The sequence below is a fragment of the Rhodopseudomonas sp. genome (assembly GCF_048594845.1).
In the GTDB taxonomy this organism is placed as follows: Bacteria; Pseudomonadota; Alphaproteobacteria; order Rhizobiales; family Xanthobacteraceae; genus Rhodopseudomonas.
In genome coordinates, this window is the sequence record NZ_JBMDXE010000210.1 from 19453 (window position 1) to 46375 (window position 26923).

Sequence of the window (26923 nt, forward strand, 5' to 3'; positions counted from 1 at the left end):
ACGTGTATCGAGACACCTGCTAATCGCCCTTTCGGGCAAATTGACCGCAGCTTTGCGGAATTGAATTGATTAAGGTCAATCACCCTCCGTTTTCCCGGACCTCTTGTTATCCTTGCAACAAACCCGGCCCAACGACCTGTGCTCGCTGAACCATTTCCGGACAACACGTGGGTTCCCGGAGTTCGTATGACCGATCCGATCCCCGCATCAGAACGCTCGCTACAGGAGCAGGTTTTCCGGTTTGTCGGGCAGGCAACCACGCCGGGCGCGCCGGTCACGCGAATCGACACGCATGGCGCCGCCGTGTTTCTGTCCGATGACCGCGCTCTGAAGATCAAGCGCGCCGTGCGGTTCCCGTTCCTCGACTACTCGACGTTGGCTCGCCGCAAGGCGGCCTGCGAGCAGGAACTCGAAATCAATCGCCGCTTTGCGCCTCAGATCTATCGCCGCGTCGTGCCGATCACGCGGTCCGCTGCGGGCACGTTCGAAATCGGGGGCGATGGCGAACCGATCGAATGGGCCGTCGAGATGCAGCGTTTCGACGAAAGCCGCACCATCGACAACCTTGCCCGAGAGCAGCCACTCGCGCCGGGGCTCGCCGACGCCATCGCGGATGCGATAGAAGCTTCGCATCGGTCCGCGCCCAAGGCCGATACGGCGACCTGGATCGGATCGCTGTTACCGATCCTGGAGGACAACACCGCCTCCTTCAGCGCAGGCGGCTTGCCGCCCGACCGGATCGCGGCGCTCGATCACGCAAGCCGGACCGCTTTCCAGCGCGTTTGCCCCCTGCTCGAGCAGCGCGGCACGCAGGGCTTCGTGAGATGGTGCCACGGTGACCTGCATCTGGCCAACATCGTCCTGATCGACGGCAAACCCGTGCTGTTCGACGCGATCGAATTCAATCCGGTCTTCGCTTCCGTCGACGTGCTCTACGATCTCGCCTTTCCGATCATGGATCTGATCCAGCATGGCCGCCGTGACGCTGCGGCGGGATTGCTGAATCGCTATCTCGCGATCGGTGATGAACGCCACGCCGACGCGCTTGGCGTGTTGCCTCTGCTGATGTCGCTACGCGCCGCGGTCCGCGCCAAGGTGATGCTGTCTCGGCCGGCTTCCAACGCAGGGACAGAGCGTAGCAATCGGCAGTTTGCCCTGTCGTATTTTGCCCTTGCCGAAAGCCTGATCGCGCCGTCTCCCCCGCAATTGATCGCGATCGGCGGCCTCTCGGGCACGGGCAAGTCCGTGCTGGCGCGGGCGCTTTCGGGCCATATCGGACCGCTGCCCGGCGCGATCGTGTTGCGGTCCGACGTCACGCGGAAGCGGCTGTTCGGCGTTGCTGAGACTGAACGCCTGCCCGCCGCGGCGTACTCACCCGAAGCGACTGCAGACGTGTATCGGCGTCTCGGCGAGCGCGCAGTGCGCATCGTCTTCCAGGGCTTTTCAGTGATCGTCGATGCCGTCTTCGCCAACGCCGAAGAGCGCGCAGCCATCGAATCTCTCGCGCGAGATCAAGCCGTCGATATCACCGGTCTCTACCTGGTGGCCGATCTAGCTACCCGGATCGCGCGTGTCGCTCGCCGGATCGACGACGCGTCGGACGCGACACCCGAGATCGTCCGTCAGCAGCAGGCCTATGAACAGGGCGCCATCGCCTGGAAGACGATCAACGCTTCCGGCTCACCGGAACAGACCCTGGCCCACGCTTTGGCAGCCCTGCCCAGCAACGCTCAGGTCTGCAACACGTAGCTCCCTGGCGCATCCGGCAGCGCTGCAATGTTTGCATCGGGCAGCCCCATTCGCGGCGGTTGAACCGGTTCGCCCGATCTCGCCCCCAGCCAGTTCACCCACTCGGTCCACCACGAGCCTTCGGCATGCGGCGCTTCCGCCAGCCAGACGTCCGGCCCGACGTAAGGGCCATCGGCTTCCTTCACCATGACCTGATAGCCGTGGGCTTTCGGGGACGGCGGTGAGACGATGCCGGCGTTATGGCCGCCGCCGGTGAGGCAGAAAGTGATCTGGGCATCCGCCAGCAGATGGATCTTGTAGGTCGAGCGCCATGGCGCAACGTGATCGCGCACAGTGCCGACCACGAAAATCGGGGTGTGAATGTCCGACAGCGCGATCGGCTTGCCGTCGACTAGGTAGTGACCTTCGGCAAGATCGTTATCGAGGAACAGTTTGCGTAAATATTCGGAATGCATCCGATACGGCATCCGCGTCGCGTCGGCATTCCACGCCATCAGGTCGTTCGGCGGAGACCGCTCGCCCATCAGATAGTCGCGCACCATCCGCGACCAGATCAGGTCGTTGGAGCGCAGGATCTGAAACGCTCCGGCCATCTGACTGGTGTCGAGCACGCCACGCTTCCACATCATGTCTTCGAGGAACGCGACCTGGCTCTCGTTGATGAACAGCGTGAGCTCACCCGCCTCGGTGAAGTCCGTCTGCGCGGCGAACAACGTGATCGATTGCAGCCGCTCGTCGCCATCCCGCGCCATCGCCGCCGCGGCGATCGACAGCAGTGTACCGCCGAGGCAATAGCCGGCGGCGTGGATCCGCCGGTCCGGCACGATCGCGCCGACCGCGTCGAGCGCCGCCATCACACCCAGCCTGCGATAATCCTCCAGGGACACGTCGCGCTCATGCTCGGTCGGATTGCGCCACGACACCATGAACACGGTGAAGCCATGCTCGGTCAGATACTTGACCAGCGAATTATGCGGCGACAAGTCGAGAATGTAGTACTTCATGATCCAGGCGGGCACGATCAGCACCGGCTCGGGACGGACGGCCTCGGTCGAAGGCGCGTATTGGATCAGTTCGATCAATTCGTTGCTGTAGACGATTTTGCCCGCCGTCACGGCGACGTCGCGGCCGACCTTGAAGTCAGGGTTGGGCTCCGGGTCGTGCGACACCGCGTGCAGCAGATCCTCCCACCAATTATGCAGGCCGGCCGTCACATTGTCGCCGCCGGACGCCAGCGTCCGCTGGATCACCTCGGGATTGGTGCCGGGGAAATTCGACGGCGCAAACACGTCCAGCATCTGTCGCGTGGCGAACTCGACGATCTTTTCGTTCTGCCGCGACACGCCGCGATTGCCGATCGTCGCGGCGTGCCACCACTCCTCGGCGAGCAGGAAACTCTGCGCCATCAGGTTGAACGGCGGCTGCTGCCACTCCGGCGCGCTGAAGCGCCGGTCCTGCGGCTGTGGCGCAATCAGCGACCATGGGGCAGAGGGAAACAGCGCGGCCTCGGTAACTCGCGAGGCGCGGCGAAGCGCATCGTGCGCTAATTCACGACGGCGCGCCGGCGACCAGAACAAATGCGAAAGCCAGTCCGCATAGGCTAGCGACAGCGCGGTCGGCGAGAGCCCTCCGGTCAAAGGCGCAAGCGTCGCATGCAATGCGCGATCGCTGTCGACGGCCCGCGCATGCGCCGCGGCGTCCGAGGAATCGGCTTCGACAGGGAGCGCTTGAGCCTGCTTCTGCAACATCATCGCCTCATTCTCGATGCGCTTGGGATCATGGCGGAAGGTAGTGCCGACCGCAGCCATGCGGCAGCGCTATCACCTCGATAGATAGGATGAAGGAGCCGTCATCGCCTCGTCACAAGTCTGCAGAGCGCAGCGATTGGCCCGATGGTTAAGCTCGTGTAACACTCGCCCGACGTCTCTGATTGGCAGGGTTGGCCAAGCGGGCGTTGATGGCGATCAATGCGGGATTCTACGTAGCCGCCCCCTGGCCGGCGCAACACGGATCAGCGCGCGAGAAACGCGCAGCGGGCGGATTGCTGTAAGAGATGCTGCGTGACGCCGCCCAGGATCCATTCCCGAAACCGTGAATGGCCGTAGGCGCCCGCAATGATGGCCCCCGCGCCGACATGATCGGCGACCTCGTCGAGTTGCGCTGCGACGTCGCCGGCCCGTGCGGGCACATCGCCCACCGCATGGATGTGATGCCGGGACAGCCAATCGACAACGTCATGGACGCCCGCGAGCGCCTCCGCACGATCACCATCCTCTTCGACGATCTCGACCACCGTGACATGGCTTGCCTGGCGCAGCAGCGGCAGAGCGTCGACGATCGCCCGACGGGCTTCCGGATTATCCTTCCACGCCACCATCAGGCTCGACAGGTCGACCCGGCACACGCCGGCCGGCACCACCAGCAGCGGTCGCCCGATGCGCATCACGAGATCGGCCGGGTCGGCAACGGTGAAAGGATCCGTCAGCGCCCCTCGATCGGCTGCGCCGGCGATGACGACATCTGCGGCGCGAGCTTGCTGGACGATGTACTTGGCCGGCCGGCCGACGGCTGAACGCCACTGCAATTCGCGGGCGTGACCGTGCATTGCGGCGCGGAACTCCTGCTCCAGACCATCAAGGCGCTGGCGGATGGTAGCAATCCCCTGCTCGAGCAGCCGCTCGGCGCCGTCTCCCGAGGTATAATACAATGGAGGACTGAGGTCGGACGCCGCCACCCCGATCAGCCTTGCTTCGAAACGCTCCGCCAGCTCTGCGGCGATCCCGAGCGCATACGCATTCGGCTGGTCGCATTGCAGAGCGACCATTACCGTCGAATACGTCATCGGAGCCTCCCTTTGGAGCTTTGGCGAGCGCCGGAACTAATCGTCGAACCGGACGCCTCTTTGCTGCAGCCCAGGCATGTTTGGGCTGCGGCTCATCCCACACGATGAGCTAGATCAAAGTGCAGGGGCTCCCGGCGGATATATTCCGCGACAAATCGCACCACGTGCGATCCGGAGACCAAATGCCATGCTGAACGATGTCGTCGTGCATATTCCGGCGGACCGGCCGGCCAACGGGATCATCGATTGCGCCGTTTCCATCGCCAAGGCTTTTGACGCACATCTCGACGGTTTCGTCTGCACCTATCAGCCGATCAATCCGGCGGTCGTGGTCGGCGCTTCGACCGCCTACTACGCCGCGGTCAATCAGTACAATACCGATAACGACGAAGCCGCGGCGCGGCTCGACCAGTTCGAGATCGCGGCCCGCGCCGCCGGCATCACCCACGGCGCACGCAGCGTCTGCGACACGCCGGTGCTCGCCAACGAATCGCTCTCGGAGATCTCGCGGCTGTACGATCTCGCCGTCGTGCCACAGCCCGATCGCGCCAAGCCCGGCCACCAGGACCCGCTGCCCGAAAGCATCCTGTTCAATTCCGGCAAGCCGATGCTGATGGTACCCTACATCCACAAGGGGCCTCTCAATCTCGACCGCATTCTGATCTGCTGGGACGGCGGACGGCCGGCAGCGCGCGCCGTCCACGATGCGATGCCATTCCTGCGGCGCGCGAAGACCATCGACATCCTGGCGGTGAACGAGGACGAGGATGATGTCGGTCAAGCCACCGCGGACGCCCTGCTGCCCCATCTGATGCGGCACGATCTCGCCGCGACCGCGCATCACTTCACCGCACCACCGACCAACATTCACAACACCATTCTGTCGATGGCATCGGACAGCGGAGCCGACCTGCTGGTGATGGGTGGCTATGGTCACTCACGGCTGCGCGAATTCATTCTCGGCGGCGTTACCCGCGGCATCTTCAAGTCGCTGACGCTTCCCGCGCTGATTTCGCACTGAGTTGCACCCGCCAGCAACCGCTGGGCCGCGGGCGGGGTCTCGATCACAGGCGGCACGATGTGCCGGAGGGGATACAGATATGCGCGCAGATCAGATCATGACATCTCAGGTGGTGACGATCGGCCCAGAGGCCTCGATCGTCGACGCCGCCAATGCGATGCTGCAGCACCACGTCAGCGGCCTTCCGGTGGTCGATCCGGACGGACGGCTGATCGGCATCATCTCGGAAGGCGACTTCATCCGCCGCGCCGAACTCGGGACGCAGCGGAAACGCAGCCGGTGGCTGCGGCTGCTGCTCGGTCCGAGCAGCTGCGCCGACGACTTTGTCCACGAGCACGGGCGCAAGGTCGGCGAGGTAATGACGCATCATCCGCATACGATCACCGAAGATACCTCGGTGGAGACCATTGTCCGGACGATGGAGAAGCATCACGTCAAACGGCTCCCGGTGATGCAGGGCGACCGTCTGGTCGGCATCGTCACGCGCAAGAACCTGCTCCGCGCGGTCGCGGAACTGTGCCGCCAGACGCCCGATCCATCGGCCGCGGACGACAAGATCCGGGACCGGATCATTGCCGAAATCGAACGCAACGACTGGCGCCCGTTCGGGCTGAGCGTGGTGGTGCGCAACGGCGTGGTGCATCTCAACGGCGTGATCACCGAAGAGAGCTCGCGCCAGGCGGTGATCGTCGTCGCCGAGAACGTCTGTGGCGTCAAGGAGGTGCACGACCACCTCTGCTGGGTCGACACCATGTCGGGCTTTTATCTCAATTCGCCCGAAGACGATCGCTCCGCCAACAAGACGATTTGACCGCTGCGCGCCCCCTGGCGAGCAAGGGCTTGACACCATTGACCGATGCGGCAAACCGACAGTTTGCCGTGTCGGTTTTTTGCTGACTGCCGCGTCCGTTGCGGATCAGAACACCTATATGATAAGACCAATTCTATGAGTTGCGAAGGTAGCGCGTGACCGATCAATCCCAATCATCGGAGGCCCTTGCGCGCGACCGGCGGCTGCAGCAAGGCATCGATCAATATGGCGTGGGGAGCTGGGAGCTCAATCTCGCCACGCGGGAATTGGTCTGGTCGATCACGGCCAGGCGCCTGTTCGGCGTTGCTGCCGACGCGCCGGTCGACTTCGACATGTTCTTGTCGCTGATCGATCCGGAAGATCGCGAGCGCGCCGCGCAGGCGATCCAGCGCGCGATCGATAACGGCGACAACCTCGATATCATGTACCGCGTCGTGGACCGCGGTCAGACCAGCCACTGGCTGCGCCTGCGCGGCGGACTGGTCAAAGAGGACGGCGGGGCCGGCTATCTTTGCGGCATTGTGCTCGATGTCGACCAGCAGAAGGTGCTCGAACAGGAGCTTCGGCTGCAGCAGAGCCAGCTCCGCTCGATCCTCGACACCGTGCCGGACGCGATGATCCTGATCGACGGCCGCGGCATCATGCGGTTCTTCTCGAGCGCCGCCGAGCGGATGTTCGGTCTGACCGAGAAGGAAGCGATCGGCCAGAACATCAGCATCCTGATGCCCCGTCCGGACGCGACCCGCCACGACAACTACATCACCCGATACAACTCCACCGGCGAGCGTCACATCATCGGCATCGGACGCATCGTCACCGGCCAGCGCAAGGACGGCACGACCTTCCCGATCCACCTGTCGATCGGCGAGATGGAGTCCGGCGGCGAGCGCTACTTCACCGGCTTCATCCGCGACCTCACCGAGTATCAGCAGACTCAGGCCCGTCTGCACGAGCTGCAGGCCGAACTGGTCCACGTCTCGCGTCTCACCGCGATGGGAGAAATGGCGTCGGCACTCGCACACGAACTCAACCAGCCGCTGTCGGCCATCAGCAACTACATGAAGGGGTCTCGTCGTCTGCTCGCCGCGAGCCGCGATCCCAACACGGCCAAGATCGAGAACGCGATGGAGCGGGCCGCCGAACAGGCGCTGCGCGCGGGCCAGATCATCCGCCGGCTGCGTGACTTCGTCGCGCGGGGCGAATCCGAAAAGCGAGTCGAAAGCCTCGCCAAGCTGGTCGAGGAAGCCGGTGCGCTGGGCCTCACCGGTGCGCGCGAACAGGGCGTGGTGCTGCGTTTCCAGATGAACCCTGCCAACGATCTGGTGCTGGTCGATCGCGTCCAGATCCAGCAGGTGCTGGTCAATCTGTTTCGCAATGCGCTCGAGGCGATGGCGAACTCGTCGCGCAAGGAATTGTCCGCCTCGAATGCGCGCGTCGCCGACGACATGATCGAAGTAACGGTTTCGGATACGGGAAGCGGCATCCCGGACGATGTTAAAGCAAAGCTGTTTCAGACCTTTTTCACCACCAAGGACACCGGAATGGGCGTGGGACTGTCGATCAGTCGCTCGATCATCGAAGCCCATGGCGGGCGGATGTGGGCGGAGACCAACAGCGCGGGCGGCGCGACTTTTCGTTTCACGCTGCCGATGGCGCCGGGCGAGGACGTGAGCGATGGCGCGTAAAGGCATTGTCTATGTGATCGACGACGATCAGGCGATGCGGGAGTCGATCGATTTCCTGCTCACCTCCGCCGATTACGAAGTCCGTCTGTTCGAATCCGCGGCAGCCTTTCTCGAGGCGATGGGCAACATCGCCTTCGGTTGCGTGCTGTCCGACGTCCGGATGCCGGGCATCGACGGGCTCGATCTGCTGAAGCGGTTGAAGGCAGGCCGCAGCCGGCTGCCGGTGGTGATCATGACCGGACATGGCGACGTGCCGCTGGCGGTGGAAGCCATGAAGCTCGGCGCGATCGACTTCATCGAGAAGCCGTTCGACGACGATCGCCTCATCGGCCTGATCGAAACCGCCTTGAAACAGGCCGGTGACGAAGCCCGAAGCGAAGCCGTCTCGCAGGACATCGTCGCGCGCATTCAGTCGTTGAGCCCGCGCGAACGCCAGGTCATGGACGGACTGATCGCCGGGATGTCCAACAAGGTGATCGCGCGCGAATTCGACATCAGCCCGCGTACCATCGAGGTCTATCGCGCCAACGTGATGACCAAGATGCAAGCCTCGAGCTTGTCGGAACTCGTCAGGATGGCGATGCGCGGCGGCGTGATCAAGGATTGAGGCAGATCAACCCGCCCCCCCGAGCAGCGCTTATCTTCCCGTCATGGAAAAATCGAATGCCGGGCTGGGTGCGTAGGAGCGATCGATGACCTGCGCGCCCGTGAAAACTGTTGTTTACGTTGTCGACGACGATCAGGGCGTTCTCGGATCGCTGCGGTTTCTGCTGGAGACCGACGGATTCGAGGTTCGCACTTTTCGCAGCGGTCCCGCATTGTTGGACTCGCTGGACGACGGACGGGCGGACTGCATCGTCGTGGACTACAAGATGCCCGGCATGAATGGCATCGACCTCGCCCAGAAGTTGCGGGATCGCAAAGTCGCTTGCCCGGTGGTGATGATCACCGGCTATCCCGACGAGAGCATTTCCAGCCGCGCGGCCGCCGTCGGCGTGCGCCACGTTGTTCTCAAGCCGCATCTGGAAGAGAGCCTGGTGTTTCATATCCGCGGCGCTCTGGTGAACGACGGCGCGACAACCTGCACCACGGGCCACTGAATCTTCCCAACCCGTTGAAATCGTTGAGAGCGCCCTTCCCGCAGACGCGGACGACGGCGCCTTTCACCTCCGTAAAACCCCTTAGGGAACCCACCCTAAGATAAGGGGCGAAATATTCGGCTCGGGAATTCTTCACTACAACCACGCCATCCGATCCCGATACCCGCAGGAGATGGCAAAATGCTGAACCAGTCGCTCAGGGCCCCGACCGTCGCCAAGGCTCCGGTGGACCCTTCCCGCTCCCCGGCTGATCAGTTCTTTGCAACCACCGGTCACGCCGGGCTGATCGCCTCCGAATTCACCTACAAGAAAGAAGAGGAAATCTACGGCGAGGACGAGCCGTCCGAGTACGTTTACCAGGTCGTGTCGGGTGCGGTCCGCAGCTACAAGCTTCTTTCCGACGGCCGCCGCCAGATCGGCGCCTTCTATCTTCCCGGTGACGTGTTCGGGCTGGAGTCGGGACCGACCCATCGCCTCACCGCGGAAGCCATCGTCGATACCACCGTCCGTCTGCTGAAGCGCCGCAGCCTCGAGCAGGCCGCAGCCACTGACGTTCACGTCGCACGCAGCCTGTGGTCGATGACGGCCGGCGAGTTGCGCCACGCCGAAGATCACATGCTACTCCTCGGTCGCAAGAACGCGATGGAGCGGGTCGCCAACTTTCTTCTCGAAATGGATCGCCGCCTCGCCGTCGCCGGCATGATGGCGCTGCCGATGTGCCGCCGCGACATCGGCGATTATCTCGGGCTCACCCTCGAAACCGTGTCGCGCGCGCTGTCGCAGTTGCAGAGCCGGGGCATCCTCGGCTTCTCCGGCGCCCGGCAGATCGAACTGCGCAACCGTCAGCAGCTGCGCAACCTCGACGCATAAAACCGCCTTCCTCGATCGGATTGGATCACAAGTGCCGGCCCTCACGGGTCGGCACTTTTCGTTTCAAGGAGTGAGCGGTGCGCAGAGCTCGCGGCGTGGGCTGAGCGAAGCCCACGCGCCGCGTAGACAAGCCCACGTGCACGGCGCTGCGAACCCTTGCGCGCCCTACGACGCTAGAAAATTTTTTCTTGAATTGCCGCTGTTTCGGAGAACGGTCGCGCTACACACACGCATTTTGCCGTCTCGAAGATTTTTATTTCTCAGACTTGATTGACTTGGCTTCCCCTGCCCGACCTGATGGACGCCCCGGCGAACCTCTGCGCGGACCGCAGCAGCGCATCGCCTTCATCGTCGCAGGATGTTGTCATGACCGAGAAACTTCACCCCGAGACCCTCGCGCTGCATGCCGGCTGGCGCGCCGATCCGTCGACCGGCTCGGTCGCGGTGCCGATCTTCCAGACCACCTCGTATCAGTTCAACAACACCGAGCACGCGGCAAACCTGTTCGCGCTGAAGGAACTCGGTAACATCTACACGCGCATCGGCAACCCGACGACCGACGTGCTGGAGAAGCGCGTTGCCGCACTGGAAGGCGGCGTCGCGGCGCTCGCCGTTGCATCGGGACAGGCTGCGTCCGCGCTGTCGCTGCAGAACCTCGCCCGCGCCGGCGACAACGTCGTCAGTTCGACCGATCTCTATGGCGGCACCTGGAATCTGTTCGCCAACACGCTGAAGGACCAAGGCATCGAAGTCCGCTTCGTCGATCCGTCCGACCCGGAAGCGTTCGAGCGCGCGACCGATGATCGCACCCGTGCCTACTATGCCGAGACGCTGCCCAATCCGAAGCTCGCGGTGTTTCCGATCGCCGAAGTCGCGGCGATCGGGCGCAAGCATGGCATCCCGCTGATCGTCGATAACACCGCAGCGCCGCTGCTGGTGAAGCCGCTCGAACACGGCGCCGCCGTCGTCGTGTACTCGGCGACCAAATACCTCGGCGGCCACGGCACCTCGATCGGCGGCCTGATCGTCGACGGCGGCAATTTCGACTGGGAGAAATTCCCGCAGCGGCAGCCGGCACTCAACACGCCGGACGCCAGCTATCACGGCGCGGTCTGGGTCGAAGCGGTGAAGCCGCTCGGGCCGATCGCCTACATCATCAAGGCGCGCACCACGCTGCTGCGCGACCTCGGCGCAGCACTGTCCCCCTTCAATGCGTTCCAGATCCTGCAAGGGCTGGAAACGCTGCCGCTGCGCATCGAACGCCACGTGCAGAACGCCCAGGCCGTCGCCGACTATCTCGAGAAGCGGCCCGAAGTCACCAAGGTGATCCATCCCTCGAAGCAGACCGGCGTCGCCCACGAACGCGCCGACAAATATTTGAAGGGCAAGTTCGGCGGCCTGGTCGGCTTCGAGCTCGCCGGCGGCCGGGAAGCGGGCCGGAAGTTCATCGACGCGCTGCAGCTGTTGTACCACGTCGCCAATATCGGCGACGCCCGCAGCCTGGCGATCCATCCGGCCACGACCACGCACTCGCAGCTGTCAGCCGAAGACCAGCTCGCCACCGGCGTGTCCGATGGCTACGTGCGACTGTCGATCGGCCTCGAGCATATCGACGACATCATCGTCGATCTCGAACGCGGCCTCGCCGCGGGACGACTCGCCCGCGCCGCGTAAGGGAACATCGCTGCCCGCCTCCGGTTGTCGTTCGAACAATCCCAACGGCATTCCGGAGGCGACATGCAGCAGACCATCACGGGCGAATTCACGACGCGGCGCGCGGCCGAACTGGCGGTCGAGCGCCTGGTCCAGGAACACGAGATCGACCGCAAGCAGGTCACCGTCAAGGCCAAAGGTCGCGACAACAGCGCGGGAACGAAGCCGGCCGGCGCCGATACGCAGAGCGGTCACCCCGGCGAGAGCAAGCAGGGCGATCCCGAACTGAACGACGTCATCGAAGTCTCGGTCGCCGCGAGCGGCGATGCAAGCGTCATCAAAGCCGCGATGAAGGACGCCGGGGCGAGTTCGGTGAGCTGAATGCTGCCAATAGAAATTGACGGTGACCTGACGCACTGAAGACGTCGAGGCCAGGCTTGTGCCGGCCCTCTACGCATTTGAGCACTCTATCTCAGCAAGGCCCGGATGCCCGGCACAAGGCCGGACATGACGGCGGTGGGGTCGACTGCTACCGAATGATAGCCGGCAACACTGCCATCAACGTCATCGGCGCAACGCCGAACAGAACGATCAGCGCGCAGCAGCCGATCAGCAAACCGCGGTCGAGTGGCGGCAGCGGTTCCGGTTCCTGATGGCTCTGTCCGATCAACGGCGCGGTGAAGAACTTCGCGTAGTAGAAGAACCCGAGCGACGAGCCGGCGACGACGATCGCCAGCAGCGTCCACAGCCCGCCGTCGACCAGCACGCGCAGCAGATACAGCTTGGCGATGAAGCCGCCCGCGACGGGCAGGCCGGCGAGCGACAGCATCGATAGTGATAGCGCGATCGCTTCGAGCGGCCGCCGCTTCACCAGCCCATGCAAATCCGGCAGAGTCGGGGCGCGCCCGAGCAGGCCGGCAACGCACAGCGCGGCGAGCATCGCCGGCGCATAGGCACCGAGATAGAACAACGCCGCCTCACCGGCCAGCGGCTGTCCTGACGCCAGGATCAGCGCCACATAGCCGGAATGCGCGATCGTCGAATAGCCGAGCATGCGGGGTAATTGCGGCTGGCGCAGCGCAAGCAGATTGCCGACCAGCACCGACGCGGCGCCGAGCGCCGCAAGGCCGCTGCTCCACACCGGCTCCGGCAGATGCGCGGTCAGCACCAGTCGCAGAATCACGATGGTCATCGCAGCCTTCGACACCACGCCCGCCAACGCCGCGGCGCTCGCAGGCGACGCCTCGAAGGCATCGGGTGTCCACATGTGGAATGGCGCCAGCGAAAACTTGAAGCCGAGGCCGGCGAGCAGCAGCGCGGTGCCGAGCGCCGCCAGCGCGCCGTGGCCGGTCCATCCAGCGAAATCCAGCGCACCGGTCTCCGCATAGATCAGCGCGACGCCGAGCAGCAGCGCCGACGAGGCCAGCCCGCTCATCACCAGAAACTTGTAGGCCGCCTCGAGCCCCTGCCGCGACAGCCGGTAGGCGAATAAAGCGATCAGCGACAGGCTGACGATTTCGATGCCGAGAAACAGCGTCGCGGCATGCCCTGCCCCCGCCAGCGTCACCGCGCCGATCGCCACCAGTACCAATAGCGACGGCGCCTCCTTGGCGGGATGGCCAGCGCGCAGGAACACCAACGCGCCGAGCGAGGCGAGACAGATATAGACGATGCCGAACCGCGCGATGCCATCGTCAGTGAACAGCGCACCCGTGGGCGCCGCAGGAGCGCCGATGCGCAGCAGCACCAGCGCCGCGGCCGTAGCGAGTCCCGCGGCTGCGGCCCCCTGCGCGGCTTCGATGCGCGCCAACGGCACCAGCATCATCGCCGCGATGGCGGCGACGGCCAGCACGATGAGCGGCGAAAGCGCGGCGAACTGAGCTGCGGTCATAATGCTTCGATCACGGCGTGTGCGGCAGCGCGGCCTTGATGGCCGGCTCGAGCAGCGCCAGCAGGCTCTGCGGATAGAGACCGATCACCAGCGTGGCGAGGCCCATCACCACCACCGGGACGTACTCCCGCCAGCTCAGATCGGCGAGCGGCCCGCCCGGCTTCGGCAGACCGAACACCAACCCCTTCAAGAGCCGCGTCGCATAGATCACCGAGACGATCAGCGTCGACAGCGCCAGCAGCGCGAACACCCAGTTCACCTGGAAGATGCCGACCACCACCAGCGCCTCGCCGACGAAATTCGCCGTGCCGGGCAGCGCCAGCAGCGCCGAGCAGAACAGCGCAAACGCCGCGGCGAATTTCGGCGCGACCTGCTGCAGGCCGCCGAGTTGGCGAAGATCGCGCGTATGCGTGCGCTCGTAAAGCGCGCCGATCAGCAGGAATAATGCCGAGGCCGAGAACGAATGCGCGATCATCTCGACCGCGGCGCCGGCCAGCGCGTAGTGCACGCCGGCCGAGATGCCCATCAGCACGATCGCCATATGGGCGATAGAGGTGTAGGCAACCAGCCGCTTGGCGTCGTTCTGGCCGCAGGCGACGAGGCCACCATACAGCGCACCGGCAGCACCGAGCGCAATGCCATAGGGCGCCACGGCGGCGAGACCGTCCGGAAACAGCATCGGGGCGAAGCGGAACAGCCCGTAAGCGCCGGTCTTCAGCAGAATGCCGGCGAGCAGGATCGAGCCGGCGGTCGGCGCCAGCGTGTGCGCCTCCGGCAGCCAGGCGTGGAACGGCGGCACCGACAGCTTGACCATGAAGGCGAGCGAGAAGCCGAGCAGCATCCACACCTGCGCGGAGGTCGAGAGCTTCATCTCGGACAGCTCGAAGGCGCTGAACGTCATGTGATCGGCCATCGCCGCCAGCGCGAACGACGCCGCCAGCAGGCCGAAGCCGGCGACCGCGTTGAAGATCAGGAATTTCAGCGCCGCGCCTTCCTTGTCGCCGTGGCCCCACACCGCGATCAGCATGAACGCCGGCACCAGCATCGCTTCCCAGAAGAACGCGAAGATCAAGAGATCGAACGAGATGAAGACGCCGACGGTGGCGGACACTGTCCAGCACAGGCTGGCGTGGAACAGGCCCGACTGCGTGCGGATCTCCGACCACGACGCCATCACCGAGATGATCCCGAGCCCAGCCGCGATCGCGATCAGCGCGGCGGAGAGACCATCCAATGCAAAGTCGAGCGCAATGCCGAACGATGGCACCCACGGATAGCTGACCTTGGCATACCAGCGGCCTTCGGGCGCCCCGGCCACGATGCCGATCAGGAGGACGAGCATCAGCGCGAAGGTCGCGATCGAGACCCAGCGCTCGCGTTCGCCCTTGCCGGCGACGAGGAATGCGACGAGGCCGCCGATGGCCGGCAGCAGGATGAGCGCGATCAGCGCCATGATGTCCCCCAGGCAAAGAGCAATAGCGCGGCGCAGCCGAGCGCTATCCAGAATGAATGATCGCGGACGCGGCCGGTCTGCAGCCGACGCGCCTGCGCCCAGGCAAGGCCGAAGCCGCCGGCAAAGCCCATCCAGCCACGATCGAGGACGTCGGGCCGAAACCGCGCGACGAAGCCGCTGACGAACAGCCGCGCCGCGGCGACGACCAACCGGCCGACCGGATCGCCAGACACCAGCCGCACCACCGGCGTCTGACCTTCGGTCGCGCGGGTGATGAAATCAGCTGGGAGCGCGACCGTCGCGCTTCCGCGGGCCAGCAGATCGTCAGACGGCAGACCAGGCACCTCAACGCCCTCGCGGCGCAGTTCCGCGGCACGCGCGAAGGCTTCGGTGCCTTCGGCATTGCCGAGCACGCTGGCGACGCGGCGAAAGCGGCGGACAAAATAGTAATAGTACAGCACCTCGACCCGGAAAGCGCGGACGTGGCGCAGCCGACGCGCGACCTGCTCGAGTTCGCGCGGATGACGCACGAGCTGCCGCGCGAGTAGCACACCGAGGATCGGAGCCGCTGCACCGAGAAGCGTCGGCAGCAGCGGGATGTGATCCAGCGTCCCCCCCGTGAACCCGATCAGCGTGCCGACCGACAGGCCGCCGACGACGGCGACGACGGTGAGCACGACCAGCGGGATCATCACCGCGGCTCCGCCCCATGGCGGCGCGGCGAGATCGGCGGACTGACTGCCGGCGACGAACACGACGCGGAACGCATAAGCGGCGGTCAGCATCGCAGCGGTCGCAGCAAGCAGCCACAGCGGCACGCCCCACGGCCCACTGCTCCACACCGCCGCGAGCACCGCTTCCTTCGAGTACCAGCCGGCGGTGATCACCGGCAGGCCTGCCAGCGAGGCGGCGCCGATCGCAAAGGTCCAGAACGCCCAGGGCTGACGATAGCGCGCGCCACGCAGCGCCTCGATCGCGGTCGAGCCGCCGGAGGCGTGACTCATCACGCCGGCGCTGAGGAACAGCAGCGATTTGAAGGCTGCATGGATGGCGAAATGCGCCAGCGCCACTGCGGGCGCGCCGAGACCCAGCGCCAGCACCATGAAGCCGATCTGGCTCATGGTCGAGAAGGCGAGCAGCTTCTTCACATCCGTCTGGATCACCGCGACCAGCGCGCCGAGCGCCGCCGTGGCGATGCCCAGCATGGCGACCATCGCGGAAATTTCGGGCGCGGCGGCAAACAGCGGGGCGAGCCGCGCCAGCAGGATTACGCCTGCGGCGACCATGGTGGCCGAATGCAGCAACGCCGACACCGGCGTCGGGCCGGCCATCGCACTCGGCAGCCAGGTGTGAAACGGGATCTGCGCCGACTTGCCGAGCGCGCCGAGCGCGATCAGCCCGGCGATCGGTGCCAGCCGCCACGGATCGATATTCGGCACCGCCGCCAGCATGCCGTCGAGCCGCGTGGTGCCGGCGCTGAGGAACAGCATCATCAGGCCGGCAAGCAGCAGGCTATCGGCGATGCGCGTGGTGATCAACGCCTTGCGCCCGGCCGACACCGCCTTCGGCAATCGGTCGTAGAACGCGATCAGCATGAAGCTGCACAGACCGATGGTTTCCCAGCCGAGGAACAGCAGGATGACATCGGCGGCGAACACCACCGCCAACATCCCGGCGAGAAACAGGTTCATTACCGCAAAGAAGCGGCGCAGATCCGGCAGCGGCTCCGACGCCATATAGGCGGCCGAATAGATCAGCACCAAGGCCGCAACGCCGGCGACCGTCCCGCCGGTGACCATGCTGAGCGGATCGAGCGACATCGCGATCTGCGCGACGAAGATTCCGGTATCGATCGACAGGATCGGCACCACCGCTCCGGCCACGCAGGCGCCATCGAGGCAACTAAGAGCCACCGGCACGAACAGCAGCGCCGGCAGCACCGCGGCGCCGACGCCGAGCGCAATCACCGCGGCGCGCGGCAGCACGATCGGCAGCAGCGACAACACGATAAAGCCCAGCAGCGCCGGGACCGGAACGAAGGGAAGCAGATGCGCCATGCTCACCCCTTCATGCCGCTGATCAGGTCGCTGTCGTCGCTGCCGGCAATACGGCGGATGCGCAGCAGCAGCGCTAACCCGACCGCGACTTCGGCAGCGGCGAGCGTCAGCACCAGGATGAACATCCCCTGTCCTTGCGGGTCGGCGTGATACGCGCCGGCCGCAACGAAGGCGAGCGCCGGCCCGCTGAGCGCGACTTCCAGCGCAACGAGCTGAAACAGGATGCCGCGCCGCGCCAGCACGCCGAACACGCCGATCGCGAACAGGCCGGCGGCGAGGATCATCAGACCGATCAGATCGGAGCCGGTCATGGCCGTTTCCCCGAGGTACGATCGCTGCGGCCGATATGGCGGACGCCGATCAGGCCGGCGAGCAGCAGCAGCGAGGCGAGTTCGATCGCCACCGCCCATGGCCCGAACAACAGCTTGCCGACCTGCTGCGCCGACACCGGCGCCGCGACCGTGTTGGCGCCGAGGCCGAACTGCCCGAATACGAACGGTGCAACCACCAAGACCGACATCAGCAGCGGCAACGGCCAGGCGCCGCGCAGCGCCAGCTTCTCGCGCGCGCTCGCCTCCGGCGAGGTCGGCAGCGTCATCACCAGGAATACGAACAGCACCACGATCGCGCCTGCATAGATCATGATCAGCAGCACCGCGGCGAACGCGGCGCCAAGCGCGAAGAAGCACACGGCGAGCGCCAGCAGCGTCACCACCAGATACAGCAGCGCGTGCACTGCGTTCGGCCGCGTCACCGCCAGCCCGGCGGAGACGAGCGCGAAGGCACCGGCATAGAGCGCAAGCAGCAGGCTCATGGCAGCAGCCCCTTCAGATCGACCGGCGGCGCTTCGTGTTCGGCCTCGCCCTTGTCCTTGCCGGCGATCGCCTTGCCGGCCACCGACCAGTAGCGATAGCCGCGCACCTTGCCCTCGCCGGCAATCAGCAGGTCGTGCTTCTCGTACACCAGCGCATCGCGCCGCCACTCGCCGAGCTCGAAATCCGGCGTCAGCTGGATCGCCGACGTCGGGCACGCCTCCTCGCAGAAGCCGCAGAAGATGCAGCGCGCGAAATTGATGCGGAAATGTTCGGGATACCAACGGCCGTCGTCGGCCACAGCCTTGGCCAGATCGATGCAGCCGACCGGGCACACCGCCGCGCACAGATTGCAAGCAACGCAGCGCTCCTCCCCGTCCGGATCGCGCGTCAGCACGATGCGGCCACGCATCCGCGGATACAGCTTCGGCTTCTCTTCCGGATACAGCTGCGTCTCCGGCTTGACGAACAGCTTGCGTCCGACGCGCAGCAGGGCTTCGAGCCATCCGAATCCGATCATGACGCGCTCCTCGCCACCACGACTATGCCGGTGAGCAGCAAATTGAGCAGCGACAGCGGCAGCGCGATTTTCCAGGCGAAGCCGAGCAACTGATCGTAACGCGGCCGCGGCAGCGTCGCGCGCAGCCAGACAAACACCACCGCGATCACGCCAGTCTTGAGGCCGAACCACACCGGGCCAGGCAGCCACGGCCCGAGCCAGCCGCCGAAGAACAGCGTCACCGCCAGCGCTGACACCAGCAGCACCGCGAGATATTCGCCGAGGAAGAACAGGCCGAACGACATGCCGGTGTATTCGGTGATGAATCCGGCGACGAGGTCGTTCTCGGATTCCGGCAGATCGAACGGCAGCCGATGCGCGGCGGCGACGCCGGCGATGGTGAAAAGCGCCGCGCCAAGCGGCTGGAGCAGCACGAACCAGGCGCTGCGCTGCGCCTCGACGATCTCGGTCATCGACAGCGACCCGGCCAGCATCACCACGCCCATCAGCGACAGGCCGAGAAACACCTCATAAGCCAGCACCTGCGCGGCAGCCCGCATCCCGCCCATCAGCGAGAAGCGATTGTGCGAAGCCCAGGCGCCGAGCAACACGGCGTAGGCAGTGAGCCCCAGCATGCCGAGCAGGAACAGCACCCCGACATCGACCGGCGCCAGCGAGATGCCGTCGCCGATCGCGACGACGCCGAAGCCGATCAGCACCGGCGTCGCGGCGACGGCCGGCGCCAGGATGTAGGTGAGCTTGTCGGCGCCGGGCGGCGGCACGTCTTCCTTGGTGAGAATCTTCACCGTGTCGGCGACCCATTGCAGCGAACCGAACGGCCCGACGCGGTTCGGGCCGTAGCGCTCCTGCACGAAGCCGAGCAGCCGCCGCTCCACCCAGGTGAAGGTGCCGGCGATCACCAGCAGCGCCATGATCAGCGCCACCGAAATCGTCGCGGTAAGCATCATGCCGATCATGACGCCGCCTCCACCTTGACCCGGCGCAGCGGACCGCGGGGCACGATGAGGCCGGCGCTGATCGCCACACAGCCGCGCGGCAGCGAGGCGTCGAGCGCGACCCGCACGGCGCTTAGCTCGTTATCGATCCGTACGTCCGCGCCTTCTTTGAGGCGGCGCATCGCGGCGTCGTCGGGATGCAACACCACGCGCGGCTGTGGCCGGCGTGCGGTGAGCAGCGCGCTGGCGCGGCTGAGGTCGAAGCCCGTGAACGCGTCCTGTAGCGGGATCAGCAGAAGGCCCTCGCCCTCGACCGGCATCAGCGCGCCTGCATCGGGCAGCGAGGCTTCGCCAGCCTTCAGCAGCATCGCGCCGGGATCGCCGCCGCGCAGCGGGCCGCCGATCTCCTCGACGAAGCGGGTGACGTTGTTGGCCGAGTGATGGCCTGAGGTCTTGTAGCTGGTGATCAGCGGCGGCGGCACGGCCGTGCCGCGCGCCCCCTTGATGCCGAAATTCAGCGGCGAATCCGGATCGATCGGCGGCGCCGCATCGGCGAACTGCCCGGCGCGATCATCCGCGGTGCGCCCCGAATACGGCCGCGGCGCGCGCGTCACCTGGCCGTCGGCCATCATGAAGTCGGCATCCGGCGCCGCGTCGGCGACGCCGACCAGATCGGGTCGTTCGACGATCAGATCACCGATCAGCGCATCAAGGCTGGGCCAATCGCCAGCGCCGAACGCATCGAGCCGTCGCCACGACGATGGCGCGGTCTCCGATGACGGCAGCGCGGCGATGAAGCGCTGGGCGCGGCCTTCGTAGTTGACGTAAGTGCCGGTGCATTCGGTGAACGCCGCGACCGGCAGCGCCACCGACGCACGCGCCGTCGTCTCGCTCGCCATCGCATCCAGCGCGACGACGTCCTTGGCCGCCGCGAAGAGCCGCTCGACATCGGCGCGCGGGGCGCGGTCGAACAGATCGGCTTCGAGCACGATTGCGGTCTTGGCGGCGCCTCGCTCCATCACCGCCGCGGCGCTCCCGATGCCGTCGCCACCGAGCAACGCCAGGCCGATGCTGTTGGCTTCCGGCGGCAGCAGCACGATCTGCGCCTTGGCGCCGAGCGCCGTTGCGATCGCCGCAGCCGCTTCGACGATCGCCGCCGACACCAGCGAGCAGCCGGCGATGATCAGCGGCCGCTGCGCGACAGTCAGGATTTCGGCGACGCGTTGCGCCTCGGCATCGGCACCCGGCTTTCCACCGAGCGCATCCGCGATAGCGGCCGCGAAAGCCGTGATCGCCTGCGGATCGCGACGCAGCGACAACGTGGCGATGTCGTCGAGCGGATCGGCGAGCGGCGTGGCCAGCACGATCGGCGAGCGGCGGCCTTCGCCGGCGGTCCGCACCGCCGGATCGAGCCATTGCGGCACGCCCTTTTTCGCGGCGAGGTCGCGCTCGGCACCGCGCGCCGTCTGGCGCAGCGCCAGCGCCAGACGTGGCGACGCGTTGGTCAGATCCTCGCCCAGCACCAGCACGGCATCGGCGCGTTCGACCTCGACGAGCGAGGCCACCTTGGCCGGCCCGGCGCGGACGATCTCGACGATGCGCCGCACCAGCTGCGCCTCGGCATCCGAGACGCCAGCGAAGAACCGCTCCGGCCCGACCAGCCGCTGCAACGCGTAGTTGGCTTCGAGCGAAGCGCGCGGCGAACCGATCCCGATCGCGCCCTCGGCCACAGCGGCATGCGCCGCCGCGCAGGCGTCGTGCAGGCGCGCCGGTTCGCCTTGCAGTAGTGGCTGGCTCAGCCGCTGATCCGAAGCGACATGCAGCGGGCCGTAGCGGCCGCGATCACAGATGAAATAGCCGTTGAGCGCGCCGTGATAGCGATTTTGCACCCGCCGCACCCGGCCGCCGCGCTGATCGACCAGGATGTTGCAGCCGAGCGAACAATGCGGGCAAACGGACGGCGCCGCCCGCATGTCCCACTTCCGCGCATAGTCCTGCGACCAGCCCTTGTCGTTGAACACCCCGGTCGGACAGACTTCGGCGAGATTGCCGGCGAACGGGCTGTCCAGCACGCCATCCTCGGCGCGGCCGAAATACACGTTGTCGTGGGCGCCGAACGCATCGAGATCGCGGCCGCCGGCGTAATCGCGATAGAACCGTGTGCAGCGATAGCAGGCGATGCAGCGGTTCATCTCGTGCGTCAGCAGCGGGCCGAGATCCTGATTGCGATGCGTGCGCTTCGTAAACTTGTAGCGTCGATCGTGATGGCCGGTCGCGATCGTCATATCCTGCAAATGGCACGAGCCGGCCTCTTCGCACACCGGGCAATCGTGCGGATGGTTGACCATGAGCCACTCGATCACCTGCGCCCGAAACGCCACCGCCTCGGGATCACTGACCGAGACGCGTTCGACATCGGCCACCGGCGTCATGCAACTCATGACGATGCGGCCTTCGGTGTCGTCCGGTCCGGCATAGACCTTCACGGCGCACTGCCGGCAGGCGCCGACCGAGCCGAGCGCGCCGTGCCAGCAGAAATACGGCACATCGATGCCATGCGTTAGGCAGGCGGATAGCAGATCGTCGCCGTCGCGGGCTTCGATGATGCGGCCGTCGATGTCGAGCTTCCTGGTCATGCGCGGCCCACCGGACAATGGCCCGCGAGGTGGGCGTTGAAGATGTCGCCGAAGCGCTCGAGGCCGCTGCGCAGCGGCGTCAGCGCGCCGGTGTTGAGATCGCAATAGGAGCGGCCGGACGGACCAGAAAGCGCGACGTGCTGGTGCAGCACGTCGATATCCGTATGCGTTCCCTTGCCGGCTTCGAGCGCATCGAGCAGCTTCGCCACCCACGGCAGGCCGTCGCGGCACGGCGTGCACAGGCCGCAGCTCTCGCGTGCGTAGAACCGCATGTGCCGGCCGATCGCCGCGACCGGACAGGCGTAATCGTCGAGCACAATCACCGCGCCGGTGCCGAGCGAAGAACCGGCCTTCTTGGTGTGAGCGAAGTCGAGCGGGACGTCGAGATCGGCGGTCTCGAGAAACGCCGTCGCGCCACCGCCGGGCTGGAAGGCGAACAGCGAACGTCCATTGCGGATGCCGCCGCACAGCTCAAGCAGCTCGCGTGCGGTCGTGCCCATCGGCGCTTCGATCAATTGCGGGCGCGCGACGCAGCCGGAGACGCCGTAGAGCTTGGTGCCGCCTTCTTCGCTCCGCGCCAGCGACCGATACCAGTCGGCGCCGTTCTCGATAATCGACGGCACCGCCGACAGCGTCTCGACATTGTTGACCGTGGTCGGCCGTCCCCATAGCCCGCTCACCGCAGGATAAGGCGGGCGATGCCGCGGCACTGGGCGTTCGCCTTCCAGCGCCGCGATCAGCGCGGTCTCTTCGCCGACGATGTAGCGGCCGGCCGAAGCGTGGACCCGCATCGTCAGATCGAAACCCGAGCCGAGGATGTCGCGGCCGAGCAGACCCGCACCTTCAGCCTCGGCGATCGCGCGGCTCAGCGCCGCCGCGGCCGCGCGATATTCGTCGCGCACCAGGATGATCACTTCGGTGGCGCCGATCGCATAGGCGGCAATCAGCGCACCCTCGACCAGCTGATGCGGCAGCGCCTCCATCAGCAGCCGGTCCTTGAACGAGCCCGGCTCGGTCTCGTCGCCGTTGACGCACAGATAGCGCGGGCCCGGGCCGGCCTTCTCGGCGCCGCTGCGCATGAAACGCCATTTGTTTGCGGTCGGAAAACCCGCGCCGCCGCGGCCGCGCAGGCCCGCGGCCTCGATCATCGCGATGATCGCCTCAGGGCTGTGGCGCTTCAACGCCTGCGATGCCGCCGCGTAGCCACCGAGGCCACGCCAGGCGGCGAGACTGTGCGGCTGGCGATCGGCGCGCGCGCGGCCGGTGAGCGGCTTTTCGCTCATCGCGCACCTCCGATCAATTCATCAAGATCGTCCGGCGTCAGCGGACCAACGAGCTTGCGCTCCGGTCCGACCAGCGCCACCGGCGCGCGGTCGCAGCCGCCGACGCAGCAGATGTTGATCAGCGTGAATTTTCCGTCCGGCGTGGTCTCGCCGAATCCGATGCCGAGCCGGCTCATCACCGCATCGCGCACCGAGTCGCCGCCGCACAGATAACAGCTCAACCCGTCGCACAGCAGGATCACCGTATCGCCGACCGGGCGGCGAAAAATCTGGCTGTAGAACGTCGCCAGGCTCTCGATCTCGGCGGTGGTGACGCCGAGCGTGCGGGCGGCCTCGGCCAGGCTCTCGTCTGACACCCAGCCTTCGGCTTCCTGCACCAGCTTCAGCGCGTCGAGCATCGCCGCCTTGCCGCCGTGGGCAGCGGCGGCCTGCGCGATCGCGGTTTTGATCGGAGGGCTGAGGCTCATCGGTCGACGTCCGACATCACGTAGTCGATGCTACCCAGATAGGCAACGAGGTCGGCGACCATCATGCCGGGCGCCACCGCGGAGATCATCTGCAGATGAGGAAACGACGGCGTGCGGATACGCGTCCGATAGCTCGACGGCTCGCCATCCGAAATCAGCGCGAACTGAGTGAGCCCACGCACCGTCTCGACCTGCCCGGTGGTTTCGCCGGGCGGCAGCACCGGGCCCCAGCTGGCGCCGACGAAGTGATGGATCATGGTCTCGATGTCGTGCAGCATCCGCTCGCGCGGCGGCGGCGTGGTCAGCGGATGATCGGCCTTGATCGGGCCGGACGGCATGTTGTCGACGCACTGCCGGATGATCTTCAGCGACTGGCGGATTTCTTCGACGCGGACCACTGTGCGGTCATAACAATCGCCATTGACGCCCGTCGGGACTTCGAAATCGAAATGCTCGAAGCCGGCGTAGGGCCGCGCCTTACGTACATCCCAAGCTTGGCCTGTCGCACGTAGTCCCGGCCCGGTCACGCCCCATTCGTGCGCCATAGCGGTGTCGTAGGCCGCGATGCCCTTTGTCCGCGCGCGAAAAATCTCGTTGCGCAGCACCATGCCTTCGTAGTCGTCGAGTCGCGATGGCATCCAGTCGAGGAATTCGCGGACGAGCTTGTCCCAGCCCTCCGGCAGGTCCATCGACAGCCCGCCGATGCGGAAGTAACCGGGGTGCATCCGCGCGCCTGTGATCGACTCGATCACGCGGTAGCCGCGCTCGCGATCGGTGAACATGTAGAACACCGGCGACATCGCCCCGGTGTCCTGCGCCATGGTGCCGTAGAACAGCAGGTGATTCATGATGCGGAACATCTCCGACAGCATGATCCGCACCGTCAGCGCACGGTCCGGCACGGTGATGCCACAGGCCTTCTCTACTGCCTGCAGATACGGCATTTCGCCCATCACGCCGCCCAAGTAATCGACGCGGTCGGTATAGGGTAGGAAGTTGTGCCAGGTCTGGCGCTCGGCCATCTTCTCCGCGCCGCGATGGTGGAAGCCGATGTCCGGCCGCGCCGCGACGATCTCCTCACCATCGAGCGCCAGCACGATGCGGAACACGCCGTGGGTCGCCATCGAATGCGGGCCGTAGTTCAGGATCATCAGCTCGACGCCGTCGCGATGCGTCGGCAGGCCGAATTTCTCCGGATCAGCCGCGAGGGCGTGCTCCTTGGCGTCGAACAGCGCCGCCGTCATGTTGAAGAGCGGCCGCTCGGTGGCGCGACCCGGCTGGGTCTTGCGCATCGGATGGCCTTCCCAGCCGGGCGGCAGCAGGATGCGCAGCGAATGCGGCTGCAGCTCGAACTCGACGCCGAACATGTCGTAGGCTTCGCGCTCGTACCACAGCGCGTTGGGAAACACGGTGCCGATCGACTTGGCACGCGGATACTCCGCGTCGAGCGGGGTCTTGAGCCGGATATCGGCGTTGCGATCGTGCGACAACAGATGGCTGGCGATGGTGATGCCGCTCGGCGGCTGGCCCTCGCGATGCTTTCGCGCGGTCTCGTCGATCGCCCACAGGTCGACCAGCATCTTGAACGGGCGTTCGATCTCGTCCTTCAAGTAACGATGCACGGCGATCGTCGCCTCCGGACGGATCCACACCGTCGGGAAGGCGTCGCGCGTGGTTTGCTCGCCCAGCACCGCGTCTCCGAACCGCGCGCTGAGCTCGCCGACGAGGTCGGGCTTGCTCACAATCGCTCCGGCGGATCGAGGAGGGTTTGGGCCATGCGCTCGTCGCGGCGCTGATCGCGGCGGCGTGGTGCATCGAAACCGAGGCCGGCGGTGTTGCCGACGGTGACGCCGAGCGGGCGGCGTTCGCTGCCGATCTGCTGCTGCAGCATGATCAGCGCATCCAGCATCGCCTCCGGACGCGGCGGACAGCCGGGGATGTAGACATCGACCGGGATGAAACGATCGACGCCCTGCACCACCGAATAGATGTCGTACATGCCGCCCGAGCACGCGCAGGCGCCCATCGCGATCACCCAGCGCGGCGCGCGCATCTGCTCGTACAGCCGCAGCAACGGCGCGGCCATCTTGTGAAACACCGTGCCGGACACGACCAGCAGGTCGGCCTGCCGCGGCGAGGCGCGGATCACTTCGGCGCCGAACCGCGCCTGATCGTAGACCGGGGTCAGCACCGTCACCTGCTCGACGTAGCAGCACGACAGCCCGAAGTTGAACGGCCACAGGCTGTGCTTGCGCGACCACGCGGTGAGATCCTCGAGCGTAGTGAACAGGCTCGACAGCGCCATGTGCTCTGCGACCGAGACCGGCTCGGTCGAATGCGGTGTCAGCGTCATCGCTTGCGCTCCTTGTGCCAGTCGAGCGCGCCGTCGGCCCAGAGATACACCAAGGCCAGCAGCAGCACGCCGATGAACACCGCGGCCTCGATCAGGCCGAGCCAGCCAGTGTCACGCGCCGCCACTGCCCAGGCGAACAGGATCGCGGCTTCCATGTCGAAAATCACGAACAGCGCCGCAATCAGGAAATACGGCGCATTGACCGGCCCCTGCTGCGGCGCGGCCGGCAGCACACCGCCTTCATACGGCACGTCGGGGCGAGCACCGGATCGCTTCTCGCGCAGCCAGGCAGCGACCAGCATGATCGCCGCGACGAGGCCGGCGGACAGCGCCACGTGAATCGCGAGTGCGGCGCCCGGATCGATCGGGAAGATCAGCTCGCTCACCAGCGGGGCTCCCACAAGACGACAAGAAATGGGACGACAAGAAGCACGCGCGCCCCGGAGCCGGTCAGGCTGCCGGAACGTCCAATGCATCGTCACCATGTCACCCGGAGCGTCAATGACTGTTGACGCCGATCAAGGTCGGTCCCGTACGGTGCCGAAATCCCGGTTCGATTTCCAACGCTTGGCGAGCGGTAAGATTTATTGAAAGGCCTGTGGTGCAGCCGCTTCCGAGCCCCGCGGGGCCGGGCTCCAGCGGGCCCCGGTTCGAATCACGCCGCGGACTGCGGCACCATGCCGCCCCGTCCAATCAGGGCGTCGACGCTCGCCGCGTCCCGACGCGCCCTGCACAACTTCGTCCGCCGACGCACATTCCGCCGCGCCGGAAAATCATCTAATCCT

Annotated in this window: 24 protein-coding genes; 9 read left to right on the forward strand and 15 right to left on the reverse strand. The window is 66.0% G+C overall.

Translation table 11 applies throughout. The annotated features are described in order from the left end of the window. Nucleotides 1-186 precede the first annotated feature (186 nt). Nucleotides 187-1749, forward strand: a complete 1563-nt coding sequence (locus ACOJTD_RS13535) for an AAA family ATPase (RefSeq protein WP_420133418.1) — start codon at nucleotides 187-189, stop codon at nucleotides 1747-1749. Here ACOJTD_RS13535 and ACOJTD_RS13540 read toward each other — a convergent pair. After that, complete coding sequence (locus ACOJTD_RS13540) at nucleotides 1731-3497, reverse strand: PHA/PHB synthase family protein (protein WP_420133456.1); 1767 nt, start codon at nucleotides 3495-3497, stop codon at nucleotides 1731-1733. The genes ACOJTD_RS13535 and ACOJTD_RS13540 overlap by 19 nt on opposite strands. 263 nt (nucleotides 3498-3760) lie before the next feature. Further along, the gene (locus tag ACOJTD_RS13545) at nucleotides 3761-4591 is read right to left on the reverse strand and encodes a universal stress protein (RefSeq protein ID WP_420133419.1); all 831 of its coding nucleotides are present in this window, start codon (nucleotides 4589-4591) and stop codon (nucleotides 3761-3763) included. A 187-nt stretch (nucleotides 4592-4778) separates the two neighbouring features. Between ACOJTD_RS13545 and ACOJTD_RS13550 the strand changes: the two genes are divergently transcribed. The 8 genes from ACOJTD_RS13550 (at nucleotide 4779) to ACOJTD_RS13585 (ending at nucleotide 12112) form a co-directional block, all read left to right on the forward strand. Continuing rightward, entirely contained in the window at nucleotides 4779-5612 is an 834-nt protein-coding gene (locus ACOJTD_RS13550) for a universal stress protein (RefSeq protein ID WP_420133420.1), read from the forward strand. 79 nt (nucleotides 5613-5691) lie between these two features. Beyond that, nucleotides 5692-6423, forward strand: coding sequence for a CBS domain-containing protein (locus ACOJTD_RS13555; RefSeq protein ID WP_420133421.1), 732 nt, complete (start codon nucleotides 5692-5694; stop codon nucleotides 6421-6423). A 155-nt stretch (nucleotides 6424-6578) separates the two neighbouring features. Next, nucleotides 6579-8108, forward strand: a complete 1530-nt coding sequence (gene fixL / locus ACOJTD_RS13560) for a sensor protein FixL (protein WP_420133422.1) — start codon at nucleotides 6579-6581, stop codon at nucleotides 8106-8108. After that, on the forward strand, nucleotides 8098-8715 hold the full coding sequence (gene fixJ / locus ACOJTD_RS13565) for a response regulator FixJ (RefSeq protein WP_420133423.1): 618 nt from the start codon (nucleotides 8098-8100) through the stop codon (nucleotides 8713-8715). The genes fixL and fixJ overlap by 11 nt, the downstream gene beginning before the upstream one ends. A gap of 85 nt (nucleotides 8716-8800) precedes the next feature. Further along, nucleotides 8801-9208: a response regulator transcription factor gene (locus tag ACOJTD_RS13570; RefSeq protein WP_420133424.1), complete on the forward strand. Its 408-nt coding sequence runs from the start codon at nucleotides 8801-8803 to the stop codon at nucleotides 9206-9208. Nucleotides 9209-9388: 180 nt separating this feature from the next. Beyond that, nucleotides 9389-10078: a helix-turn-helix domain-containing protein gene (locus ACOJTD_RS13575; protein WP_420133425.1), complete on the forward strand. Its 690-nt coding sequence runs from the start codon at nucleotides 9389-9391 to the stop codon at nucleotides 10076-10078. 366 nt (nucleotides 10079-10444) lie between these two features. Next, nucleotides 10445-11752 carry an O-acetylhomoserine aminocarboxypropyltransferase/cysteine synthase family protein gene (locus tag ACOJTD_RS13580; RefSeq protein WP_420133426.1) on the forward strand — a complete coding sequence of 436 codons (1308 nt, stop codon included), beginning with the start codon at nucleotides 10445-10447 and terminating at the stop codon, nucleotides 11750-11752. Nucleotides 11753-11815: 63 nt separating this feature from the next. Continuing rightward, on the forward strand, nucleotides 11816-12112 hold the full coding sequence (locus ACOJTD_RS13585) for a hypothetical protein (RefSeq protein WP_420133427.1): 297 nt from the start codon (nucleotides 11816-11818) through the stop codon (nucleotides 12110-12112). Nucleotides 12113-12260: 148 nt separating this feature from the next. Here the strand turns inward: ACOJTD_RS13585 and ACOJTD_RS13590 are convergent, their stop codons facing one another. Genes ACOJTD_RS13590 through ACOJTD_RS13650 form a run of 13 tightly spaced genes read right to left on the reverse strand, consistent with a single transcriptional unit; the run spans nucleotide 12261 to nucleotide 26524 of the window. Next, the gene (locus ACOJTD_RS13590) at nucleotides 12261-13622 is read right to left on the reverse strand and encodes an NADH-quinone oxidoreductase subunit N (RefSeq protein ID WP_420133428.1); all 1362 of its coding nucleotides are present in this window, start codon (nucleotides 13620-13622) and stop codon (nucleotides 12261-12263) included. Between the two features lie 10 nt (nucleotides 13623-13632). Next, entirely contained in the window at nucleotides 13633-15075 is a 1443-nt protein-coding gene (locus tag ACOJTD_RS13595; protein WP_420133429.1) for a complex I subunit 4 family protein, read from the reverse strand. Further along, nucleotides 15066-17132, reverse strand: a complete 2067-nt coding sequence (locus tag ACOJTD_RS13600) for an NADH-quinone oxidoreductase subunit L (RefSeq protein WP_420133430.1) — start codon at nucleotides 17130-17132, stop codon at nucleotides 15066-15068. The genes ACOJTD_RS13595 and ACOJTD_RS13600 overlap by 10 nt, the downstream gene beginning before the upstream one ends. Nucleotides 17133-17134: 2 nt before the next feature. After that, on the reverse strand, nucleotides 17135-17443 hold the full coding sequence (gene nuoK, locus ACOJTD_RS13605; RefSeq protein ID WP_420133431.1) for an NADH-quinone oxidoreductase subunit NuoK: 309 nt from the start codon (nucleotides 17441-17443) through the stop codon (nucleotides 17135-17137). Beyond that, the gene (locus ACOJTD_RS13610) at nucleotides 17440-17946 is read right to left on the reverse strand and encodes an NADH-quinone oxidoreductase subunit J (RefSeq protein WP_420133432.1); all 507 of its coding nucleotides are present in this window, start codon (nucleotides 17944-17946) and stop codon (nucleotides 17440-17442) included. Before ACOJTD_RS13610 ends, nuoK begins: the two co-directional genes overlap by 4 nt. Then, nucleotides 17943-18464, reverse strand: a complete 522-nt coding sequence (gene nuoI / locus ACOJTD_RS13615) for an NADH-quinone oxidoreductase subunit NuoI (protein WP_420133433.1) — start codon at nucleotides 18462-18464, stop codon at nucleotides 17943-17945. Before nuoI ends, ACOJTD_RS13610 begins: the two co-directional genes overlap by 4 nt. Continuing rightward, a complete protein-coding gene (nuoH, locus tag ACOJTD_RS13620) occupies nucleotides 18461-19420 on the reverse strand; it encodes an NADH-quinone oxidoreductase subunit NuoH (protein ID WP_420133434.1) in 960 nt (319 codons plus the stop codon). The genes nuoI and nuoH overlap by 4 nt, the downstream gene beginning before the upstream one ends. Beyond that, complete coding sequence (gene nuoG, locus ACOJTD_RS13625; protein ID WP_420133435.1) at nucleotides 19417-22035, reverse strand: NADH-quinone oxidoreductase subunit NuoG; 2619 nt, start codon at nucleotides 22033-22035, stop codon at nucleotides 19417-19419. The genes nuoH and nuoG overlap by 4 nt, the downstream gene beginning before the upstream one ends. Further along, the gene (locus ACOJTD_RS13630; protein WP_420133436.1) at nucleotides 22032-23318 is read right to left on the reverse strand and encodes a complex I 51 kDa subunit family protein; all 1287 of its coding nucleotides are present in this window, start codon (nucleotides 23316-23318) and stop codon (nucleotides 22032-22034) included. The genes nuoG and ACOJTD_RS13630 overlap by 4 nt, the downstream gene beginning before the upstream one ends. After that, entirely contained in the window at nucleotides 23315-23785 is a 471-nt protein-coding gene (gene nuoE, locus ACOJTD_RS13635) for an NADH-quinone oxidoreductase subunit NuoE (RefSeq protein WP_420133437.1), read from the reverse strand. Before nuoE ends, ACOJTD_RS13630 begins: the two co-directional genes overlap by 4 nt. Continuing rightward, a complete protein-coding gene (gene nuoC / locus ACOJTD_RS13640; protein ID WP_420133438.1) occupies nucleotides 23782-25527 on the reverse strand; it encodes an NADH-quinone oxidoreductase subunit C/D in 1746 nt (581 codons plus the stop codon). The genes nuoE and nuoC overlap by 4 nt, the downstream gene beginning before the upstream one ends. Next, entirely contained in the window at nucleotides 25524-26138 is a 615-nt protein-coding gene (locus ACOJTD_RS13645) for a NuoB/complex I 20 kDa subunit family protein (RefSeq protein ID WP_420133439.1), read from the reverse strand. Before ACOJTD_RS13645 ends, nuoC begins: the two co-directional genes overlap by 4 nt. Further along, nucleotides 26135-26524 (reverse strand): NADH-quinone oxidoreductase subunit A, encoded by a 390-nt coding sequence (locus ACOJTD_RS13650; protein WP_420133440.1) that lies wholly within the window; start codon nucleotides 26522-26524, stop codon nucleotides 26135-26137. The genes ACOJTD_RS13645 and ACOJTD_RS13650 overlap by 4 nt, the downstream gene beginning before the upstream one ends. Nucleotides 26525-26923 lie beyond the last annotated feature (399 nt).